The 17,765-nt window shown below is 33.2% G+C and carries 16 protein-coding genes and 1 pseudogene; 4 read left to right on the plus strand and 13 right to left on the minus strand.

What is annotated here, in order from left to right:
* Positions 1–675: 675 nt before the first annotated feature.
* The gene (locus POF52_RS23630) at positions 676–885 is read right to left on the minus strand and encodes a cold-shock protein (protein WP_098658614.1); all 210 of its coding nucleotides are present in this window, start codon (positions 883–885) and stop codon (positions 676–678) included.
* A 444-nt stretch (positions 886–1,329) separates the two neighbouring features.
* Between POF52_RS23630 and POF52_RS23635 the strand changes: the two genes are divergently transcribed.
* Entirely contained in the window at positions 1,330–2,517 is a 1,188-nt protein-coding gene (locus tag POF52_RS23635) for a cytochrome P450 family protein (protein WP_271995371.1), read from the plus strand.
* 176 nt (positions 2,518–2,693) lie between these two features.
* Positions 2,694–3,509, plus strand: a complete 816-nt coding sequence (locus POF52_RS23640) for a MerR family transcriptional regulator (protein ID WP_271995373.1) — start codon at positions 2,694–2,696, stop codon at positions 3,507–3,509.
* Positions 3,510–3,988: 479 nt separating this feature from the next.
* On the opposite strand, the gene POF52_RS23645 is transcribed toward POF52_RS23640, so the two are convergent.
* The 5 genes from POF52_RS23645 to POF52_RS23665 all read right to left on the minus strand — a co-directional run bounded on the left by POF52_RS23645 (position 3,989) and on the right by POF52_RS23665 (position 8,888).
* Positions 3,989–5,467, minus strand: a complete 1,479-nt coding sequence (locus POF52_RS23645; RefSeq protein WP_271995375.1) for an Lsa family ABC-F type ribosomal protection protein — start codon at positions 5,465–5,467, stop codon at positions 3,989–3,991.
* Between the two features lie 637 nt (positions 5,468–6,104).
* Complete coding sequence (locus POF52_RS23650; RefSeq protein WP_271995376.1) at positions 6,105–6,518, minus strand: YjdF family protein; 414 nt, start codon at positions 6,516–6,518, stop codon at positions 6,105–6,107.
* Between the two features lie 295 nt (positions 6,519–6,813).
* Positions 6,814–7,200: a VOC family protein gene (locus POF52_RS23655; RefSeq protein ID WP_271995379.1), complete on the minus strand. Its 387-nt coding sequence runs from the start codon at positions 7,198–7,200 to the stop codon at positions 6,814–6,816.
* Positions 7,201–7,300: 100 nt separating this feature from the next.
* On the minus strand, positions 7,301–7,975 hold the full coding sequence (locus POF52_RS23660) for a Vat family streptogramin A O-acetyltransferase (RefSeq protein WP_271995380.1): 675 nt from the start codon (positions 7,973–7,975) through the stop codon (positions 7,301–7,303).
* A gap of 16 nt (positions 7,976–7,991) precedes the next feature.
* Entirely contained in the window at positions 7,992–8,888 is an 897-nt protein-coding gene (locus POF52_RS23665; RefSeq protein ID WP_271995382.1) for a Vgb family protein, read from the minus strand.
* 315 nt (positions 8,889–9,203) lie between these two features.
* Between POF52_RS23665 and POF52_RS23670 the strand changes: the two genes are divergently transcribed.
* Positions 9,204–10,208 carry a DUF3231 family protein gene (locus tag POF52_RS23670; protein WP_271995384.1) on the plus strand — a complete coding sequence of 335 codons (1,005 nt, stop codon included), beginning with the start codon at positions 9,204–9,206 and terminating at the stop codon, positions 10,206–10,208.
* Positions 10,209–10,278: 70 nt separating this feature from the next.
* A pseudogene (locus tag POF52_RS23675) lies at positions 10,279–10,747 on the plus strand (hypothetical protein).
* A 434-nt stretch (positions 10,748–11,181) separates the two neighbouring features.
* Here the strand turns inward: POF52_RS23675 and POF52_RS23680 are convergent.
* The 7 genes from POF52_RS23680 to POF52_RS23710 form a co-directional block, all read right to left on the minus strand.
* On the minus strand, positions 11,182–12,090 hold the full coding sequence (locus POF52_RS23680; protein ID WP_271995386.1) for a DMT family transporter: 909 nt from the start codon (positions 12,088–12,090) through the stop codon (positions 11,182–11,184).
* A 372-nt stretch (positions 12,091–12,462) separates the two neighbouring features.
* Positions 12,463–13,176, minus strand: a complete 714-nt coding sequence (locus POF52_RS23685) for a 2OG-Fe(II) oxygenase (protein ID WP_271995388.1) — start codon at positions 13,174–13,176, stop codon at positions 12,463–12,465.
* Entirely contained in the window at positions 13,169–13,717 is a 549-nt protein-coding gene (locus tag POF52_RS23690; protein ID WP_271995390.1) for a methylated-DNA--[protein]-cysteine S-methyltransferase, read from the minus strand. Before POF52_RS23690 ends, POF52_RS23685 begins: the two co-directional genes overlap by 8 nt.
* Positions 13,701–14,366, minus strand: coding sequence for a bifunctional transcriptional activator/DNA repair enzyme AdaA (locus tag POF52_RS23695; RefSeq protein ID WP_416435015.1), 666 nt, complete (start codon positions 14,364–14,366; stop codon positions 13,701–13,703). The genes POF52_RS23690 and POF52_RS23695 overlap by 17 nt, the downstream gene beginning before the upstream one ends.
* A gap of 907 nt (positions 14,367–15,273) precedes the next feature.
* The gene (locus tag POF52_RS23700) at positions 15,274–15,870 is read right to left on the minus strand and encodes a hypothetical protein (RefSeq protein ID WP_271995392.1); all 597 of its coding nucleotides are present in this window, start codon (positions 15,868–15,870) and stop codon (positions 15,274–15,276) included.
* Positions 15,871–16,030: 160 nt separating this feature from the next.
* On the minus strand, positions 16,031–16,336 hold the full coding sequence (locus tag POF52_RS23705; protein ID WP_271995394.1) for a hypothetical protein: 306 nt from the start codon (positions 16,334–16,336) through the stop codon (positions 16,031–16,033).
* A 680-nt stretch (positions 16,337–17,016) separates the two neighbouring features.
* On the minus strand, positions 17,017–17,655 hold the full coding sequence (locus POF52_RS23710; protein WP_047931798.1) for a MarC family protein: 639 nt from the start codon (positions 17,653–17,655) through the stop codon (positions 17,017–17,019).
* Positions 17,656–17,765: the final 110 nt, after the last annotated feature.

A 17,765-nucleotide genomic window follows, 5' to 3' on the forward strand; every position in this document is an offset into this window, starting at 1 on the left:
TTATATTTTTTCCTGTATAAATAGAATTAACTATCAATATTAGAGTTCCTAAAAGCCATCCTAAGCAGGAGAGTACTCAAATCCATTCTTTAGGGCCATCCCTAAAGAAATAGATGCCATTCCTAACATTAGTAAAAGTACAGTAATACCTTGTTGTTTTTGCATATAAATCACCTCAATTGCTTTTTCTTCTAATCAACTATTTTTCACGTTGCTGCTATCTTTGTCCTACAATCCAAGCCAAAGATAAAATTGAAATAGTTAAAATTACTGCAGTTAACATACCTATATACACCTATTTTTCCTTATAATTCTATTTTAACATACAATCAAAATAGAATTTAAGGGTGTATATCATATACAAAATTAGTTAACATAATACCTCTAAAGGAACCAAACAAGCAGAAGAACCCTTGGGGAAGTATACTTAATTAGAAAAATGTAGTCTTTATAAAAAAATATGTTATTATTTATTTACTAATATTTCTACCTCATGACAAATATTGGCTGTAAAAAGGAACCTCGCTTGCCAATTGTCGAGGTTCTTTTTTATTTTTTCTACAAACTATAATAGTATGCGACCTATTTTAGACTAATGGTCAAAATAACTTTATAAAGCCAAATAAGGAAACAGAATAACCTGTTGCCTTTTAAATAATAGATGATCTTAGGAAATTAGTGTAGGACCCGTACACGCACTGCTTCTAGACCCCTTTGACCTGTTTCTATGTCAAAAGAAACCTTTTGACCTTCTTTCAGATCTGCATAACCATTCCCTTCAATAGAGCGATAAGAAACAAAAATCTCAGTTTCATCTTCTGTTGTAATAAAACCATATCCCCTATTAAAGTTGTACCACTTAATTGTTCCATTTTGTCTTCCCATATAATCTCCCCCCTAAATTATCAGTCTTTTTATATTGTATAATATTTGTATTATATCGAGGAATTTAATGGGGAAAATTGAATTGTATCTTTATTATTAAGTCTGGTTTTTCTGATCTATAAAATTAACGTAAATTCATTTTCCTTAATACACCTACCGTAAAAACATACGTTTACGGACTATGAATTTAAATAATAAGAAACTTTCACTAAAAAATGAATCCTTTCCAATTTTGTACAGAAAGCTCAAAATTTAACCTAACGGAACCTTCCATAAAAAACAAGATTGACTCTCCTCTTAGGGTAGACATTAAAATTAAGTTAGAAATTAAGAGAAGGGGTGTTTGGATATAGATTATATTATTTCGTGAGGTTGGAAAAGTGTTTACCCGGAAATAAAGCAGCTTATTAGTACGAGGGAGTTTAGAAAGGGAGGGCAATACTTATGGATATAAAATCACTTGATTTATTTTCACAACAGTTCCACCAAAACCCTTATGATTATTATAAGAAAATTCGTCCACACCAACCTTTTGCAAAAGTGAAGATGCTTAACGAAGGACACAGTACATGGATGGCTTTTACGTATAAGGCAGCAGAAGCCGTATTAAAAGATAATAGGTTTATAAAAGATATGCGGACCGTTTTTCCTGATGAAATGACAGATGAGAATTTACCTCCAATCGCTCAAAGTATGCTCTTTGTTGACCCGCCAGATCATCATCGTTTACGCAGCCTAGTGCAAAGTGGTTTTACACCCAAAAGGATTGAGAAGTTAAGGGGACGTATTGAAGAAATTGCAAGAGAACAAGCTAAGATTATGAGTAACAAGAGAACAGTTGATTTTATCAACGCTTATGCGTTTCCGATTCCAATTAGAGTCATTTGTGAATTACTTGGTATTCCTTCTGAAGATCAGCTTGATTTCCAGCGCTGGTCCAACGCATTAGTGGATATAAATGATGATTCTGAGTATGACAAAGTCAATCTGGAATTTATGGCTTATTTGGAGAAATTGACAGAACAAAAGCGTGTTTCTCCTGAAGAAGATTTAATGTCTTATCTAATTCAAGCTGAGGAAGGGGGAGAACGGCTGACCGTAAGTGAATTGTATGGAGTTATCATGCTTCTTATCGTGGCAGGACATGAAACGACCGTTAATCTCATTGCTAACGGTTTACTGGCTCTACTTACACACCCAGAGCAACTTGCGTTGCTAAAAGCAGATCCTTCCCTTGTGGCTCAGGCTATTGAGGAATTGCTACGTTTTAATGGGCCAGTAGAGTTCAGTACAGACCGTTGGGCGAAAGAATCCTTTACGTTTATGGGTCAGCAGGTTGAGAAGGGGGATCACGTTATTGTTTCACTTGCCTCTGCTGATCATGATCCGTCGGTGTTTGTAAAACCTAGTAATCTTGATATTACAAGAGAGAAAAGTCCGCATCTTGCATTTGGTAAAGGTCTTCACTACTGTCTAGGTGCCCCACTAGCCCGACTTGAAGGGGAAATTGCCATTCGGGTTTTGCTCGAGGAATACCCAGATATTACTCTTGCAGCTGAACTGTCTGAACTAGAATGGCGGCAAAGTCTTATAATTCGTGGTTTAAAACAGTTACCTGTTAAGCTCTTTTAAGGAGATATATTAGGATCGACCCAGTTGAAGGTATTTATCAACTGGGTTGTGTCAGATTATCACAATATAAAATTCACTGAACACCTACCTGTATCTTTTAATTGGAGAATTTCCTATTTAAAACCTGTCAATATCATAATTACTATGACAAATTAAGATTTTATACGAGGGGCAATATGAAAAAAAGGTCTAAACTATATTCTATAGGTGAAACTTCCAAGCTTAAGAATTTATCCATTAAAGCGTTAAGATATTATCATAAAGAAAAAATCCTTATGCCTGCATATATTAATGAGAGTACTGGCTATAGATATTATTCTGCTGAACAATTTATCCATATTGATATTATTAAGGCTGGACGTCAATTGAATGTAAGTATTGAAGAAATGCGAAAGATTTTTTCTTCTGCAAATACTGAAGAATTGCTATATTTCTTAGAGCAAAAGAAGAAAGATATTGATTCACAAATAAATCAATTAAACTCTGTTAAAAATAAAATCGATATTCTCAGGAAAAGAATCGATGATTCATTCAATATAATGAATGATGAAGATTTTAAAGTAACATATTTTCAAGAACGTTACTTGATGACTACACCTTCTACTGAAGGAACAGAGTCATCGGATTTACTAGATTATTCGACTTTAGATTGTTTAATGGAGAATTATAAAATAAAAAGTATTTATGAAAGTGGAACTCTATATTATATTGATGAAACAGGTCATCCAACACCAACATTTGTTTTTGAATTAATAAATAAAGAGGATTATCTTAAAAATAAAGATTTGTTCTCTATACTTCCAACAGGAAATTACTTAACTTTGTCCTACACAAGTAAAAATCGAAATGAGAAAATGGTTCAATTAAAGAACTTTATACTTGAAAATAAATTACATGTAATTCACTGTTTAGAATTATATCTATTTACTGATATTTTTGATGTAAATGCGTTTTCCTGTCAACTTCAGGTTTATATAAAAGAATACAATTAGGGGTGGCCTTGTAGTTTTAACAAACATATCATTTCTGAAGAATAGACGGCCTTTTGGTCGTCTATTTTTTAAAGTTGTTCTTAATAATAACAAAAAAGATCCTTTTTTGTAGAAAAATTGCTTATTTGTCGTCAGAAAGAGTAAATAGCAAAACTTATATTTTTTATAAAATAATTTATTGTTTACTTAAACAAGGAGGTATAACATGGGACAATTTAACTCTTTACTTTAAAGCATTAAATTGTTACTGTGTTATTAGACAATCTTTCTTTTAGTGTTATTCCTTAGCCCAAAGTACAAACCATATATAATGGTCTGTGCTTTTTTGTTTTTATAGATAGTATAAAACCTACTTACAGCATAATGTTCGTTCCAGGCAACAAGAAGAAGCGCCAATCTTTTCTTAGACTAACGCTCCCTACCCTATATTTTGTTTAATAATCTAATCTACAATTAAATCTTTAATTCTTCATACTTAATTACATACAGATAATTTTTGTTGCAACTGTTTGTTGAAATGCTTGGTCATGCTCAACGATAATCATTGTGGGGCTAAAGCTTTGAATGAGCTCTTCAATCTGCACACGCGAATAAATATCAATAAAATTTAGTGGTTCATCCCAAATATATAAATGAGCCTTTTCACATAAACTTTTGGCTATAAGCAGCTTTTTCTTTTGTCCACCAGAATAGTGAGATATATCTTTCTCAAATTGAATTCGGTCAAAATCCATCTTACGTAGGATAGATTTAAATAACGTTTCATCAATCTTATATTCTTCAATGAAGTCCGATAATCGTCCTTTCAAATGAGAGGTATCTTGTTGGACATAAGAAATAACGAGGCCAGATCCTGCATTCATTGAGCCTGTATACTGTATTGGTTTTCCTAGAATTAGTTTTAGGATACTACTTTTGCCACTTCCATTCTTTCCATCAAGTACAATACGGTCACCTTGTTCAACTTTAAAGTTAATTGGCTTGTTTACTATTTGGGCATTATACTTAACGGATACATCAGTCAAATTAATCAATTCATTTGATTGAAATTCTAATGGTTTTAATTTTAATGACTCGGTTTTTTCCACATTTTTCAACAACTTGGACTTTTCTTCAATAGCTTTTTGTTGCCTTGTTTCAAGGTTCTTTGCTCTCTTCATCATCTTTTCTGCTTTATGTCCTACAAAACCTTTATCCAACTTAGAACCAGAATTTGTTGTCCCATTTTTGGAAGATTCCACTTGATTAGACCAACCTGTTGCACGCTTTGAAGATTGTTTTAATCTTCCAATGTCTTTTTGTAGACGTTGATTCTTTGCTTCTTCGTGCTCCTGCTGTCTATCAAAGTTTAATTTCCACGAAGAATAGTTACCACTTTGAACCTCAATGTTTGCTCTATTGATAGATAAGATATGGTCCACGCATCCATCTAAAAACATTCTGTCATGAGAAATTAAAATAAACCCTTTTTTCTTCCTTAGATAATCAGAGACTATCTTTCGTGCATCAGTGTCTAGGTGATTGGTTGGTTCATCAATCAATGGAAATTGACCCTCATTCAAAAAAAGTCCAGCAAGCAACACCTTTGTTTGTTCCCCGTTAGATAATGTTTTAAATGGTCGGTACATGACCTCCGCATCAACATTCAAATAGGATATTTCACGAAGAAATTCCCAATCTTCTACTTGGGGGCAGATTTCTTCTAAGATTTCATGAGTATACTTGTTTTTATCCGAAACTGGATAAGGGAAATAATTAAATTCTACAGAGGAAATAATTTCCCCACTATACTCATAATTCTCTAATAATAAATTGAAGAATGTTGTTTTACCTCGTCCATTTCTACCGATAAATCCAAGTTTCCAATCAGTATCTATTTGAAAGCTTACATCTTCAAAAATATTGTCAAAACTACTTGGATAAGAAAAAGTTAAATTTTGAACTTGTATCATTGACATAATAATTCCTCCTTTGTATAGCAACACTTTTTACTTTTTATACAAAGTCGGCACATCCATCTATTCTAAATTACTCTGTATAAGTTTGATGGATATTAACGACTTATACAGAGTGTTACATGCGTAACAATAGTGTCTGAACTGCTCATTTCTCTCTCTCCTTTATTCATTAGATTACGTTGCAGCATTAAAAAATATTAAGGCTACCTATGAGAGCATAAAAAATCCTCCCAGTTTGTAATTGGAAGGATTAGTCTTTCACTTATGTTAAATAAGTGCTTATTTGCCATAGGAATAATGACAGATGAAGTATAAACTGATTTATAAAAATGGATAGACTAATCCTATATTTTGTAGTTTGAAGTTATTCATTTCAAATAAAAATATAGATTAGTTAATCATTGTCCATTCATCAGTCCTCTCATAATTGTACCTTTATATTAACAATTTTTTTTATGAAATACAATGTCGCAATGTATTCCACATCGTTTATGCCTTCCATCTGTAATAAAAACCAAATTAGAAGTAAGCTTTTATTTATAAATTTAATGTTAAATAGTCTTTCTAATTGACATAATAGAACTTCTAGGAAACAACAAATAAAGAGCCCTGAATAATAAGGCTCTTTATTCGTCCTTTATTTACCTTTGTGCTTGGCCTTTGCTTTTTGTTTTTTCATTAGGTATTTTTGGTCCCTCAGCTCTTCACGATATTGTTTAGCTCTCTTTTTTTTGCTTTTTTTCTTTTCTTCATATTCTTGCTTCATAGCTTCTTGAGCCTTAGTGGAAACACCAACTTTATTTATTTGTTTTGCTACTTGGCGCTGTAAACGTTTAGGATTGATCTTTTTATCAGATTTTCCTTCTACATCAATCCCTGAATGAACCGATTGATTAATAATATTTAGTAGTTTGTAATAAATAAAGTCCAATATCTCTGTATCTTTAGGTTCTGTTCCAAATACATAACGAAATGCTCTTAATTTACCGTCTTCCACAACTTCAATAATTCCTACCCAAAACTGACCATCATGGTAAATCGTTAATGACATAACGATTCCCTCCTCTAACTATACTATGAAATGCTGGACATCCCGAGGAGGGGAAGGTCACTGACATTAATAAATTAATGCATCCGGACTACCAACCGAATTGTGTTTTTACATTCCACATACAAATTTTAACATAAAAACATTCAGTATAGAGATTTTCCTTTAAAAGGCTATTTAAAAATGCATATTATATATATCGTAGTTAACATAAAACATATTATCGGTAATAGCACAAATAACTCTGTTCAAATAAATCGAAACAGAGTTACAACCAGTATGAAGATTTCCTGGTTAATTACAGCATTTTATATATTTCAATAAGATTTTTATCTGGATCTCGAAAATGTGCAATACGTGATCTCCATTCTTTACGATCGTGTGGCTCAGTAACAAATTCAATCCCATTTTCTCTTAAATACTCATAGGTCTTATCAACGTCTTCTACTTCAAATTGAAGTAAAAAGTTTGATGGGGATTCTCCATCTAAAGACTTATTTTCCTTTCCAATTATTTCTGTCATGGCCTTTTGAGATAAAAGCTCGATTTTTGTTTCCCCATTATTGAAAAGTGCATACTCCATTTCTTCCTCATACCAACTTATTGGGATTCCTAATAAATCTTTATAGAATTCAGTGCTCCTTTTAAAATCATTAACTAATAGTCTGATTTGTAGCAGTTTCAATTCAATCTCCTCCCCATAATATAGTTCTCTTTATTTATCAAAAGACCTTCGTGTTTTCTCATCCGTGTACCCTGCACATTTTTAGTTAACCTAATGGAAATTATAGATAGTTATCTTTTCTTAATTGTGATTTTTTTAATTTCTCTAGCTTTTCTATGTCTCCATTAACTATTACATCAATATGTGCAGAAATAATCTCGATATTTAAATCCCACCATTTAATTTCTAATAATCTATTAATAATTTGTTCTGAGAAACGTTCCTTAATTTTCTGTGCAGGATTTCCTCCAACAACTGTGTAAGGATCTACATCCTTTGTAATCACTGATTTTGCTGCTACAATGGCACCGTCACCTATATTAACTCCAGGCATAATGACTGTGTCCATTCCAATCCAAACATCGTTTCCAATTATCGTGTCTCCCTTAAACGGCAATTGATCTAATGTTGGGGTGTGTTTTTCCCAACCTTGCCCAAAGATATTGAACGGATAAGCTGAGAAGCCATCCAGCCTATGATTTGCTCCATTCATAATAAATGTTACGCCGGGGGCAATGGCACAAAACTTCCCTATAACAAGTCGATCACCAAAGAATTCATAGTGATACAATACCTGATCTTCAAAGGATTCTCCTCTTCTTGCATCGTAATAGGAATAGTCGCCTACGATAATATTTGGCCTAGTAATTGTATTTTTAATGAATTGTACAACATTATTTCCTTTAATCGGATACTTATCTGTAGGATCTGGGCCGTGCCCTTTATTCGATTCCATAAGTATTCACTGCCTCTCATGGTTTTTGGACAAAACTCAATCGACCTAACTTATTACATTCCTCTGCGAACCATAAGGCTTTATCAGATCCGACTACAATACCATGTGGCTCCGCATTTGCTGTAGGAATAGGATATTCCGTAATTTCTCCGTTCACAGTAATACGCCCTATTTGATTGCTTCCCCATTCAGTAAACCATAAAGCATTATCGGGACCTGTTACGATTGCATGTGGACGAGCATTCGGAGTAGGAATAGAATACTCATTTATAACTCCAGAAGTGGTAATTCTCCCAACATTATTGCTGTTAATTTCTACAAACCAAAGTGCACCATCCGGCCCATTTGTAATCCCTACAGGCCCAGCTTGTTCTGTAGGTAACTGATATGTAGTTACTTCTCCTTCTAGCGTAATACGCCCTATTTGATTACTTTGATTTAGAGTAAACCATAGAGCATTATCAGAACCTGCCACAATAAAAGAAGGGTAGGAACCAGGCTGGGGTAGATCATGCTCGATTATTTCACCTGAAGGTAAAATTCGTCCTATTCTATTTCCATTCATTTCTGTGAACCAAATGTCTCCATTGTGTCCTTCAGTTATTCCAAAAGGTGCTGAATCTAGGTTAGGCAGGACATATTCCATAATCTCTCCTGTTATCGTTAGTTTTCCAATTTTATTAGCCTTATTTTCCACAAACCAAATTTCACCCTGAGTCGTAGAAATAATGGATAGTGCCCCAGCATTAATAGTAGGGATATTGAAATGCTTCACCTTACCCTGTACAGTCATTCGCCCTATTTGATTGGCTTTATGTTGTGTAAACCATAGCGCACCATCTTTACCCGTAGTAATTCCATAAGGACCTGAATCTATATAAGAAAGTTCGTACTCTTCAATATTTATTGTCACGTTAATTCCTCCTTTTTTTGTATAAAACCCTTCTAATAATTCGTTATAAAATAATTGAATTCCTACGAAAGAAATTTTGTATACGATATGCACAACGAGTTAACATAATCACTATTTATCAGAGGCAAGCCTTTGCAATTGATTCCAAAGGTTTTTTTATTAAAAATGAAATAGATTTTTTACTTACAATAGGACCTGTTATAGAAAACCAAAAGTTATCGAAACCATCTCATGCAATACCAGTAACAGAAAAATTCATGGAATAATTACTAAACATTTGAAACATAATTAAATTAAAAATGGAGGTATTATGTGATGAAAGATAAAAACCCTATAAGTGCATCAGAAGTAGGTACTCTTTGGCTTACATATCAAGAAAAAACCATGATCTTAAGAATAATAGAATATTTCATAGAAAAATCAGATGATCAACAAGCTAAAAATATAATGGGAGGCTTATGGCAGGAACTAAGTTATTATATAACAAAAATAAAGAAGATTTTTCAAGAACAAGGTATAGCTATTCCCGTTGGATTTAACCAGGAAGATGTAAATTTAGAAGCACCTAAGTTATATGATAATGGATTTGATATTATGTTTGTACGTATTTTAAAAGAAATTAGTATGGGTATGTACACACTTAATATGAATATGGCCTATCAAGATAATGTGATGGAAATTTATGAAGCGCTCACTTCTACCACTCAAAAAATTTATAAATCATCTACTCTTTATTTACTGGAAAAAGGAATTCTTACTCTTCCGCCAAAAGTAACAATGCCTAAATCCTCAGAGTTTATTGAAAGTAAAAGCTATTTAAATGGATTCAATCCCTTTAATGACAAAAGGGCTTTGAATGATCTTGAGCTAGGTTATCTTCATCACGGAATAGAGACAAATAATATTGGCATGCAGTTAATTACTGGTTTTGCCCAATGTGCAGAAGACAAAGAAGTAAAGCAGTATTTTGTAAAAGGAAAAGAACTTGCTAAGAAACAAATAAAAGTATTTGGAGATATACTTCTTGAAAGTGATGTTCAGTTTTCCGCGACTTCTGGGAGTACTGTGACAACTTCTAAAGTAGCTCCATTTTCACAAAAACTCATGATGTTTTGCATTTACCTCCTGAATGGTTTTGGAATTGTAGGAAGTAGTTTCGGGACAATTTTCAGTTTAAGAAAGGATGTATCCATGAAAACAGCATTAATTGCAAAGGATATCTACTTCTATGCTGATGAAGGAGTGAAAATTATGATTAAAAATGGCTGGCTAGAGGAACCACCTCAAATGGAGGATCGACCAAATTTAATAAAAGAATAAGCAGAGCAAAAGTAAAGTAAAGTATAGATTAACTACTCTCTAAAAAATAAGACATAGAAGTGAATTCAAAATGACTAAAGAAAAACTAGAAAGTATTTTTTGGAGCATAGCATTGCCAGGTTTCCCTCAAATATTCAATAAAAAACTGACAAAAGGAATTCTATTTATAGGATTAGAATTATTAATTAATGTTCAATCCAATTTTAATACAGTCATCATGTTAAGCTTTCAAGGAGAAACTGAAAAAGCAATTGAGCAAACCAATTATCAATGGTTAATGTTTTATCCGTGTCTTTACTTTTTTGCAATGTGGGACGCCTATAAAGATGCAGACGGCAAAAATTCCCCCTCTTATGTTTCTACCATTTGTATTTTCTGCCTATTTCGTTACAGTTGGAGTAATTTATTCTTCTACCTTTAAAATTAATAATGTATTATTGGGACCGATATGGTTCCCTATCCTTTGTCTACCAATTGGTTTACTAATTGGCATCGTTATAAAAAAGATAATTCTTTATAAAATAAAAAGCTCCAATTAATTTTTTGGTTCATGAAAAGAACTACTTCATTGAAAATAGTGAGTTCTTTTCTATTTTTTGATGTATATGATCTTCAAATTTAGTTAACATAATGTACCTTATAAGAACCCAAATTATAAGAAAAAAAGCTCACCTCTTATAGGTAAGCCTGAAAATGGAAAGGGGAATATCTATGAAAATTGCTTTACAGCATGATTAACAATTAATCTATCATTTAATAGTGAAAAAAAGATGAAAGTTCCTGAACAAATAAGAATTTCTCTTTTTTATCTAATCCTATCGATACAGGTGAAGAAAAGAGAAGAAAATATCGGAAAGATTTCACTACCTTTATGACGAATTCCATTCGAAATATATCATACTCTGTAGTCCCTCAGCTCTTAATTCCTCTCTCAGAGATAACTTTAAAGACTCACATTGTAAAGTCTACTTAACTAATTTTGTTTATTGCTAACAAGAGTACCATTTGGAGTCTTACCTTTTGATTTCCTAGATGAAAGATAAACGCCAGCAAAGATAATAAGCAGTCCAACGATTACGTTTGGAGTAATTGTCTCTCCCAGTAGTAAATAACCCCATACCATGGCCGAGGCAGGGATTAGGTAAGTAACCGTTGCTGCTAATTCAGGGCCACCATTTTTATTGATATAAAAATAAATCAACTGACCCAACCCTGAGCCAAAACAGCCGAGACCGACAATTGCCAAAATCGGGAGTGGATGACTTAACAAATCTGGTTTGAATGGTTCAGTAATCAACATCCCAACTAAACCGATGATAGCACCTGTTAGTAAGGTGAAGGTTGTTATAATTAGTACCCCCACCTCAGACAGAAAACGTTTTGTTAACTGCCCCGCAAGTCCATAGCAAATACAAGCAATAAGCATTGTTCCAATTCCAACAAACCCTTTTCCGAAAATCTGATCAAATTGAAAATCCATGAGGACGAGTATCCCGAAAAAACCGATAAGAATACCGATCCACTGACGTCCGGTAAGTCGATAAGAAAAAAGAATAAATCCAATAAGGCCTGTCCAGATTGGAGTGGTCGCATTTAGAATGGAGGCAGTCGTACTGTTTATCTCAGTTTCGCTTAAGGAGATTAAACCCCACGCTAAACCACAGTTAAATATACCAACAACAATCAACGCCTTCCAGGGTAGTTTCTCTTTAGCTTCTCTACGCCTCCACCATAGAAATGGGAGCAAGATGATAGCACCTGCTAGACAACGAAAAAATACAATTCCCCATGTACCAGCTGAGGGAAGGAGCCACTTCATAAATACAAAAGATAAACCCCAAATTAAACTAAGCCCAATTAAGGCTCCATACAATCGAAACATAATACAACTCCTTACTTCATTTATTATGGAATATTTTGTTGATTATTTCATTCCAAAATCTTGCTTTGTAGAACATTTACTTATGTTTTTTTGATTTCTATTATCTCGATGTCTTTCTCCATGATATAAGGTATTTGTTCTTTAATGAACTTCTTTACTTGCTGCCTACGTAACAGAAAGCATGTATTGGCGTCCTTTTAGCTGTCCTCCTGTTTATCATACTTTGATAGAAAACACCATGTTCATATACAGAATCTCGGAGTATTCTTATTTCTCTATACCTTAGAAAATATAATAAGTCTGATATTTATTATATAGATCGTTCCACTTAGAAGGAGACTGAACTTCATTATCTATCTTCATTCCTTGATATTATTTTGCATCATGAAAAATAATACCTAGACCATATCTTGTGCCAGATGTAATTGTACTTACACCATGACGAAGTGTGGTTTTATAATAGCCACGTGTGCCTAAAACTGGACGATGATTTGTTGGAAAAATTAATGCTTCTCCCTGTTCGAGTGTAATGACATGTCCCCTACTTTGTGCACGAGGCCTTTGTTCAACCAATACAGATTGCCCACCTGTATAATCTTTTTCTCTTTGATTTAAAGCAAATAATACTTGAAATGGAAAGTAGATTTCCCCGTATAAGTCTTGATGCAAACAGTTATATCCACCCTCCTCATATTTCAAAATGAGTGGGGTTGAACGCACTTGTTCTTTTTGATGACATTGATTAAGAAATTCTTTGTGATCAGCCGGGTAAATGGTATCCTTACCGAAATGATTTAACCAACGGTTAGCTGCTGTCGCAAGTTGAGGATAGAAATGTGTCCGCAACTCGTGTAAGACATGGGGAAGAGGCGCTTGGAAGTATTTATATTCACCTTTTCCGAAACAATATCTCTCCATGTTAGTGGTACTTCGAAAATATGGGGATTGGTCATACATGTTAATGATTTTTTCACATTCATTTCTATCTAATAAAGTAGAGAGTTTAACATACCCAACCTCGTCTAGTGATTGATGTAGAGAAGCCCAATTTAGGGATGCAATGCGTTCTTCAATTGACTTAGACATCTGTCATTCTATCTTCTTTATTAAATTTTACTTTCTCTAAAGTTAACAAAGCTATTTTCATATCCAGACCACCGCGATAACCCGTCAATGCTCCATTTTTACCGATAACACGATGGCATGGAACTGTAATTAAAGCTGGATTTGCGCCGATGGCTGTTCCAACTGCTCGTATTGCATCAGGTTTCTCAATATATTTCGCAATATCTGAATAAGAGTACGTTTTTCCATAGGGGATTTTAGATAGTGCATCCCATACAGATAACTGGAATGATGTTCCATGTAAATCGATAGGTAAAGTAAAGGCTTGACGTTCTCCTTGTAAATACTCGATTAATTCAGTGGCATAGGGTTGCAATTCTTCATTATTTTGGACTAAATTATGATAAGAAAGATATTTTTTGGCCCATTGAGATAGTTCATCAAATGATTGATTTTGAGAACCAACATAACAAAGTCCTTTTTCCGTAGCTGCAATATACATCTTCCAACCTTCATGAATTAAATGAGCCCAATAAACTGATTGATTATTTGTTTTCTCCATGTTCTATTCCCTCCATTAAAGTATCGGTTTTATAGGCTTGACGATATTCCGTGGGAGTATAACCTGTTTTTTGTTTAAATAGTGTAACAAAGTAAGTCATATTTGGAATTCCAACTTCTTCAGCAATCTCTCCTACTTGTTTATCATAATCCATCAAATATTTTGTTGATTTCTTAATTCTTGTATTCTGTATATATTCAGTCGGAGTTTGCCCAGTTACTCGCTTAAATGTACGATGGAGATGGTATTGGCTCCCGTGACATAAATTAGCTAATTTTTGTAAAGTTAAATGTTCCTTGAAATGTGTATCTATATAACCTGTGACCTGCTCTACCCACTCTTCAGCAGGTAATTGTTTATTGATAGGTTTGCATCTTTTACATGGGCGAAAATCTTCTTCTAGAGCTTGCTGAGGATCTAGAAAAATTTTCACATTTTCCATTTTAGGTGGACGTGATTTACAGGAAGGTCTGCAAAAGATCTTAGTCGTTTTAACTCCATAATAAAATTTCTTATCATAAGACATGTCATTTAATATAATGGCTTGCCACTGTTCATTTGTTATACAATCGTTCTCTGTGGGTTTTTCCATATTCTCTATAAGTTCTGTAGACATCTCTTCTTGATTAGAATGAATATTTTCTCTCATGTCATCACCTCGTTTCATAGTATATACCTAGGAAGGAATGGATGTAAGTCCCTCAAGATGAAAGAGCAAGATATCGAAACTCAACAAAAGTATTTCACGATTAAATTACTTATTTCATTACTTCTTCACACAGTATAACGCTAAGAAGAGTTGAATATAAGGTTTTGAGGATGTAAAAGCAAGATATCGAAAACAGAAGCAGCAAGCAAACCGGCGAATCAAGATTTAATCATCATTAACAAGTCCTTCAACAAGTTTGCTTATTTTCATAATGGCTATATTGAAAAGCTTTATGGTAAAGTTCAAGTGGATACACCTGTTGCGATTACGTATTCTTATAAGAGCTTTGTAGATTTAACAATCGTTTATGGGTATAAGTTTAAAGGAATATTTGGAGCAAACTACTCAAGATGTTTCCGAGCATCACCTGATAAGTAGTGATACGTATAGCAGAAAAAACTCCCGACCGCCTATGGAGTTTTTTCTGCTTTTTAAGCTGTATAAGATATACACCTTTAGTTAACATAATCAACGTTATCGGAAATAAATGGACTTGTGAAAAAGTATATCTGCTATGATAAAACAATAAAGTAATTAATCTTTTCTAAAGGATGAAGTCTATGAAGGAGTTTTTATCTAGCTTTCTACTTATAACAAGTTGGCTTATATTTGCTATAAGTGCATATTTGTTCGTTATTGTTTTAATAGCACCATCTTATGCATTCATTACTTTCTGTAAAGTACTAGGTACTGGATTAGTCTGCTTTTATTTATCAAAAAAGCTCAATAAAAATTCTAAAATTAGTTAGTTTTAAACCATATACTTTATACATCTATGGTTAACATAATCCAGATTATCGGAAATAAAAGAGCGTTAAGTTTATCAAAAAACTTACGCTCTTCTTACTCACAATTTATCAACTAGAGAAACTAAGTTTAGAATAGGCTGTGCCTCTTTCTCTTGTTGATATGGCTCAAAATTTATTTCACCAAGTTTTACACCTACATCATATTCACCAATTAAACTATCAAGCATAATAAACGCTGCAGCAATAAACTGATCATTTTCTTCGCTATATCCTTTAATGTAAATAACAATATCTAAACAATCCATTTGTTTATCTTCTCTATACGTAAAGAAGATATCTTCTGTATTTAAAACAATATCTTCAAAATAAATTTCTTGTTCACTATTTTGTCTTTGTCTAAATGCTACAACGTTAAATTTCTCGAGGTCGGGAGCTTCCTCTACCAGCTTTATGACAGCAGGAAACGCTGAAACGATGCCTTCTGCACTGATAATAAATTCTCTTTTTCCTTGGTTCATTTCTAGACTGAATTCAAAAGTTAAATCTTTATGGTACTTGGATAATTGTAAGCCCAATTTGTTAAATAAAAGATCATAGTTCTTTTCGTCTAATTGAAAATAATCTTCGCTATTTTTTTCAAACCAAGACCAGAATTCTTTTTCAGTGATTTTTTTCTTAAATAAATTCTTTAACATAAGACCTCCAGGAGTTCTATATACATTTTTAATTCAAGTATATATCAAACGCTTCACAATAATATATGTATATTTCATATAAAGTTAGTTACCATAATGTACTTTTCTCGGAATATAAAAAAGGCTGCCATATATAGCATACCTTTTTTCCTTGATGATCTTAATTTTTAGAGTATAACCACGGAATAGCTGGCGGAATTCCTGCCTCTGGTAATAGATAAATAAATATGAAAAATAGACATATAAGTATTCCAAATGCCGTTACCAATAGGGAGAGGGTAATTTTATCCCTTTTAATAAATCCATATAACCCCAGTAGAGTGCTTAGTATACCTAAAGACAACTCAAATAAAGCTGGTGGATATACAGAATAATGATTTATTATAGATGCTCTCCAAGAATCAAAAACTGTAATGAATAGGACAAAGACAATTTGTAATGCTAAACCTGCATATGGGATACTCATGATGTTTCTCCTTACTTGTTTTCCAAAATTATATACTATTTCCTTACTTTACATAAGGGATTTTATCGGAAACCATAAACAAATAGCAACTTGATTCAAGTTGCTATTTGTTATACATCATTTCCCTTTATTTGAACATTTTACTTAAGAAGGGCTAAAATATTGACTCTAATATATAAAGGTGGATTCATATAAATGAAGGGTAAAATTCATAAACATAAAGCTTTTCTTGCAATTTTCGGTATTTATGCTACTCCCTTTGCTATTATCTTTTTTACCGATTGTTTAGTTCGGATAAATAATAGAAAGTAATTTATACTCTTGCTGAATAATAAATAGTATTTTGAACAAACTACACAAGACGCCGCGAGGCATCTACGGACTTTCTTATTCGAATTTTACACAGAAAACTTCCTTAACGCATTGGGGGAGTTTTTTTGTTTTTAAGCTGTATACGATATACAAAGTTAGTTAACATAATCACTCTTAAAGGAACCCAGCAAACGAAAGAACCCTTGTGGAAGTAAGGATTCTAACGAGAGTGTGTTTCTATTTTATGCAACTTTTTATACATCCTTGATATGACTACGTTCTGTGGAGAGTTGAAAGAAACGAGAATGTATAAAAAGCGTACCTTTTATACATATGCTCGTTCCTATAGGAATAGTCTTTTTGAATGATTACAGATGAGGAAATAACCCGTGAACACCTTCTGCAATCATTTGTATAGCCATCACTGCTAGTATTAATCCCATTAACCTTGAGATAACATTTAAACCATTCTGTCCGAGCTTTTTGATAATAGATGTAGAATAATAGAAAAGGATAAAAGTAACTCCTAATATAAGGGTGTAACTAATGAGTACACTCCCTAGATTTGCTATCGAATAAGAACTGTGAGACATGACTGTCGCAATTGTTCCGGGTCCAGCCATAATCGGCAGAGCAAGGGGGGTAATGGAAATATCATTTTGGGAAGCTGCAGCTTTTTGTTCATGCGAATGAGGACTTTGTGCATTAGAAGGTTTAGCATGAAGCAAGCTATAGGCAATTCCAAAGATTAAGATTCCTCCTGCTACACGAAAAGCATGTATGGTGATCCCAAAGGCGGAAAAGATAAAACTTCCTAAAAGTAAAAATAGGGTAAGAATAATAAAAGAGATAATGACAGCCTTCCTTGCACTATGACGTCTTTCTTGAATAGAATAATCATTCGTAAGAGTAATGAAAATAGGTATGTTTCCGAGTGGATTCATAACAGCAAAAAATGAGATAGTAAGTTTAAGAATTAAAGCTAACACTGTAAAAACTCCTTTCATCTTAATAGTACATACCCATTTAGCTTACTTCGTTAACCTTTCCCCCTATATTTTCACTTTTTAATAGAAAAAAGGACCCTGTAAGGTCCTTCTAGTATTTGCTTAGTTGA

The sequence above is a fragment of the Priestia sp. AB genome (assembly GCF_028369225.1).
Classification (GTDB): domain Bacteria; phylum Bacillota; class Bacilli; order Bacillales; family Bacillaceae_H; genus Priestia; species Priestia megaterium.

Bases quoted from the DNA above. Each gene is read 5' to 3' on its own strand.
- POF52_RS23685 (WP_271995388.1), bottom strand. From the start codon at position 13,176: ATGTCTAAGTCAATTGAAGAACGCATTGCATCCCTAAATTGGGCTTCT.
- POF52_RS23640 (WP_271995373.1), top strand. From the start codon at position 2,694: ATGAAAAAAAGGTCTAAACTATATTCTATAGGTGAAACTTCCAAGCTT.
- POF52_RS23635 (WP_271995371.1), top strand. From the start codon at position 1,330: ATGGATATAAAATCACTTGATTTATTTTCACAACAGTTCCACCAAAAC.
- POF52_RS23660 (WP_271995380.1), bottom strand. From the start codon at position 7,975: ATGGAATCGAATAAAGGGCACGGCCCAGATCCTACAGATAAGTATCCG.
- POF52_RS23680 (WP_271995386.1), bottom strand. From the start codon at position 12,090: ATGTTTCGATTGTATGGAGCCTTAATTGGGCTTAGTTTAATTTGGGGT.
- POF52_RS23630 (WP_098658614.1), bottom strand. From the start codon at position 885: ATGGGAAGACAAAATGGAACAATTAAGTGGTACAACTTTAATAGGGGA.
- POF52_RS23695 (WP_416435015.1), bottom strand. From the start codon at position 14,366: ATGAGAGAAAATATTCATTCTAATCAAGAAGAGATGTCTACAGAACTT.
- POF52_RS23705 (WP_271995394.1), bottom strand. From the start codon at position 16,336: ATGAGTATCCCATATGCAGGTTTAGCATTACAAATTGTCTTTGTCCTA.
- POF52_RS23710 (WP_047931798.1), bottom strand. From the start codon at position 17,655: ATGAAAGGAGTTTTTACAGTGTTAGCTTTAATTCTTAAACTTACTATC.
- POF52_RS23670 (WP_271995384.1), top strand. From the start codon at position 9,204: ATGAAAGATAAAAACCCTATAAGTGCATCAGAAGTAGGTACTCTTTGG.
- POF52_RS23690 (WP_271995390.1), bottom strand. From the start codon at position 13,717: ATGGAGAAAACAAATAATCAATCAGTTTATTGGGCTCATTTAATTCAT.
- POF52_RS23645 (WP_271995375.1), bottom strand. From the start codon at position 5,467: ATGTCAATGATACAAGTTCAAAATTTAACTTTTTCTTATCCAAGTAGT.
- POF52_RS23700 (WP_271995392.1), bottom strand. From the start codon at position 15,870: ATGTTAAAGAATTTATTTAAGAAAAAAATCACTGAAAAAGAATTCTGG.
- POF52_RS23650 (WP_271995376.1), bottom strand. From the start codon at position 6,518: ATGTCATTAACGATTTACCATGATGGTCAGTTTTGGGTAGGAATTATT.